At 45.4% G+C, this 4,048-nt stretch carries 3 protein-coding genes; 1 reads left to right on the forward strand and 2 read right to left on the reverse strand.

Annotation, left to right across the window (positions count from 1 at the left end):
* Positions 1-20: 20 nt before the first annotated feature.
* The gene (gene pbp2a, locus STRDD04_RS08170; protein WP_062201384.1) at positions 21-2,243 is read right to left on the reverse strand and encodes a penicillin-binding protein PBP2A; all 2,223 of its coding nucleotides are present in this window, start codon (positions 2,241-2,243) and stop codon (positions 21-23) included.
* Positions 2,244-2,394: 151 nt separating this feature from the next.
* On the opposite strand from pbp2a, the gene STRDD04_RS08175 reads away from it, so the two are divergent.
* Positions 2,395-3,291, forward strand: a complete 897-nt coding sequence (locus tag STRDD04_RS08175) for an RluA family pseudouridine synthase (protein ID WP_062201387.1) — start codon at positions 2,395-2,397, stop codon at positions 3,289-3,291.
* Positions 3,292-3,442: 151 nt separating this feature from the next.
* Here the strand turns inward: STRDD04_RS08175 and comW are convergent, their stop codons facing one another.
* On the reverse strand, positions 3,443-3,664 hold the full coding sequence (gene comW / locus STRDD04_RS08180) for a sigma(X)-activator ComW (RefSeq protein ID WP_062201389.1): 222 nt from the start codon (positions 3,662-3,664) through the stop codon (positions 3,443-3,445).
* Positions 3,665-4,048 lie beyond the last annotated feature (384 nt).

Consider the following 4,048-nt stretch of genomic DNA (forward strand, 5'->3'; position numbering starts at 1 on the left):
ACAAACGTACATTTGAAAGATTATTGGAACCAGCCGGTAATAGTATCCCAGAGATTCTTGGCTTTTTCAGAAATACCAGACTCATCAATAGCTTTCTTGGCATCATCTACTAGGTTTTGTGCCCGCTCCTGGACATCTTTCAGGAAGTCTTTGTTTTCGCTGGCCGTATTCGTTTCGCCAGTACCGTAGGTATCCACTGGTGAAATGCCGTTTTCAGCGTAAGCATTTTTCTCACCAGAGAAAGATGTTCCTTCCGTATAAGGCAGGATACTGTTAGCCACATTGCGGAAGATAGCCGAGGCTTCATTGGCACTCGTCCCAGTCAGATAGTGAGTTTCATCCGTCTTAGGGAAGCCCAGCCATTGGCTGATAACTAGGTCTGGTGTATAGCCGATAACCCACTGGTCTCCTGACAGATCCGGATTAAAGTCAGTCTCTGTCGTCCCTGTCTTTCCGGCCATCGTATAACCGTAAGGGGCCGCATAGATCCCCGTTCCGTTTGAGAAAGTTCCTAGCATCATGCTGGTCATCTTTTCTGCGGTCGAGCGATTAAGGACACGGGTAGAAGTCTGCCGGTGGGTTTTTACAACCTGACCGCTGGCATTCTCTATCTTAGTGATGAGGTGGGCGTCATTCATGACCCCATCATTCGCAAAGACTGAGTAGGCTTGAGCCATCTGGAGTGGATTGGTCGTCACGCCACTTCCCAGAGCCACGCCTAGATTTTGTTCCACCTTGTCCATATTAAGCCCAAACTTTTTGCCGTATTCAAAGGCCTTGCTCACGCCTAATTCATCCACTGTTGAAACAGCTGGGATATTGAGGGATTCAGCCAAGGCTTGATACATCGGCACTGTCGGTGAATTTTGGATATTGCCATAGTTATTGACCGTATAATCGCCAAAAACTGTCCGACTATTGTCTAGCTCCTTATCCGTTGACCAGCCTGCTGCTATCGCTGGGCTGTAGGCTACCAAAGGCTTGATGGTCGAGCCCGGACTGCGGGAAGACTGAGTCGCATAGTTGAAAGTCCGAAAGGCAGATCCTTCAGCACTGTTGACACGGCCGACCAAAGCCCGAACGCCACCCGTCTTAGGATCCAGCGCTACACTTCCTGACTCAGCCCTAGTGCCGTCGTCAGCCAGCGGAAAGAGATCGACATTGCTATAGATGACCTGCATGCTAGCTTGGTAATTTTGATCCAACTCGGTGTAAATCCGATAGCCGTTGTTGACGATTTCTTCCTCAGTCAGACCGTAATCATTAACCGCTTCATTGATAACTGCATCAAAATAAGATGGGTAGCGATAATCTTCCGACTTACCCTCATAGGTATCAACTAGCTGGCCTCCAATGCCAACCGTCGCAGCCTGATCCGCCGTTGCCTGATCAATGTATCCTGCCGCCACCATATTTTGAAGAACGGTGTCACGACGGTTGGTCGCATTCTCAATCGAATACAGGGGATTATATATCTCTGGTCCTTTGAGCATGCCGGCTAGAACCGCCGACTGATCTAGACTGAGCTGACTGGCAGATACACCAAAATATTTCTTGCTGGCATCTTCCACGCCCCAAACCCCATTTCCAAAATAAGAGTTATTGAGGTACATGGTCAAGATTTCCTGCTTGCTGTATTTTTTGTTAATTTCTAAAGCTAGGAAAAATTCCTTGGCCTTACGCTCAATGGTCTGATCTTGAGAGAGATAGGCATTTTTAGCCAACTGCTGCGTGATAGTCGAGCCACCGCCCGAACGACCTGCAGTCAAAATGGCTAGAAAGAAGCGACTGTAGTTGATCCCGCCATTCTTATAAAAAGACCGGTCTTCTGTCGCAATCACGGCATTCTGCAAGTCCTGACTGATGCCCTCCAATTCGACATAGGTGCCCTTTTGCCCAGACAAGCTGCCCGCTTCATTTCCATCCTTATCATAGATCAAAGTCGTGGCTTTAAGAGCATTCTGCAAGTCTTTGACATTGGTCGTCTTGGCCACATAAAAAAGATAGCCACCGATCACCAGACCAAAGGTCAGGCCAAGAATCAAGAATATCTTGGTCAGATGGAACCTGCGCCAAAAGCGGCGGAAGGGATGCTGAGACAGGGGCTTCTTGCGGCTCTTGCCAGATCGGCTGTAGCTAGGCTCAAGAGCCTCACCTCCCAACTCTTCAGCAACCTTCTTCTGAGGCTGATCCGTTTTAAAAAAATTGACTAGTTTTTCAAATACATCATTTAATTTCTTCATAAAATATATTTTATCACCTTATCAATGTAGACACAAGGCACGAGTCCGCTGCTTTCTATTCTTTTTAGCTTTCTTTAAGGAAATAGCAGAGCTGCTTTCCTTTTTCCAGCTAAGCATTTCCAAATGGGCTAGTTTTTGCTACAATGAAAACATGAAATTTACCATTACCATCCCCTCAAGTCTATCTCAGATGACCGTCAAAGAACTGCTAGAAGACCAGCTGCTCATTCCTCGCAAGATTCGTCACTTTCTCCGAACCAAGAAACACGTCTTGGTCAACGGTAAGTCTATCCACTGGCAGACTTTGGTCAAGCCTGGCGACAGCATTCAACTGACCTTTGACAAAGACGACTATCCAGAAAAAGAACTCCCTGCTGGTCAGCCTAGTCTGGTCGAAGAGCTCTATCAAGACGAACATCTCATCATTGTCAATAAGCCTAACGGCATGAAAAGCCATGCCAATGAGCCGACAGAAATAGCTCTGCTCAATCATGTTTCAAGCTATGTCGGACAGACCTGCTATGTCGTTCACCGCCTGGATAAAGAAACCAGCGGTGCCATCCTTTTCGCCAAAAACCCCTTTGTCCTCCCCATTCTCAACCGCCTCTTGGAAAACAAAGACATCGCCCGCGAATATTGGGCCCTTGCCCAAGGGAAATTTCCTAATAAGACTATCATCTACAAAGATAAAATCGGCCGAGATCGCCATGATCGAAGGAAACGCCTTGTTGATCCGAAAAAAGGCCTCTATGCCGAGACCCATGTGACCCGACTCAAGGAGTTTGGAAACACGACTCTGGTCAAATGCCAATTGAAAACAGGACGGACTCACCAAATCCGTGTCCATCTCTCCCATCACGGCCATCCCATCATTGGTGACCCCCTCTACCACCCCCAACCTCAAGGCCGCCTCATGCTCCATGCCCATCGTCTGACATTCACCCATCCGTTCACACTGGAAACCATCAGCGTGGAAGCACCGTCAGAGAGTTTTGAAGCAGAAATCAGACAGCACAGAAGTAAGTCTAGAAAGGGCTATCTTACCTGATTGCCAAGTCTCCAAAGCGAACACTCCATGCAATCAATTAGCCTTGCCTCCTTTTAAAGCTCAAAATTTTTTATGTAAAGGACGAAAATTAGACTGATCCGTAGACTAAAAGACGATTTCCCATTATGAAATCGTCTTTCTTATTTCTCTACTAGCTTACAACCAACTGCTCAAGATACAAGCGGTAAGCCGTCCGATAATGATAGGGATTGAAAAACTGCATCTTGGCAATATTGTACCGAACCAGATAATAAATCAGATAGCGCAAATGCAATGTTTCCCACTCTATACTCGTCTTTTTACAATGAGAATATTCAGCCTCAATTTCAGCATAATAACCTTTGTACTTCAAATAAATTTCTTGAATTTTCATAACAACTCCTATTTTTTCATTAAAACTAGTATAGAAGAAAAATAGAGTGCTTTGGGTAAAAATCATTATTCTGCCTCAATCAAAGCCTCAAATGCAAAGTGAATATAGAACATGACATTTTAGGGGAAATTTAGAGCATCTTGCATGGATAAACAATCTAAAAATCGGCCACACTAAAAATAGCAGGTTTTAGCCATTCTCTTTCTAATACTGTTTCAAATCAACTAGGAGAACCCTCAGCTTAACTTTGAACTCAAAAGCTTCCAGAGGAGGAAAACAGCCTTCCCTCCATCCTTAGCCTTCATCAATCTAGGTGACCTGTTAGAGAGGATCAAATCCGAAAAATATTTTATAACAAAAACCTATTGAGAGAACTCTCTAAAG

Source organism: Streptococcus sp. DD04 (assembly GCF_001578725.1).
Taxonomy (GTDB): domain Bacteria; phylum Bacillota; class Bacilli; order Lactobacillales; family Streptococcaceae; genus Streptococcus; species Streptococcus sinensis.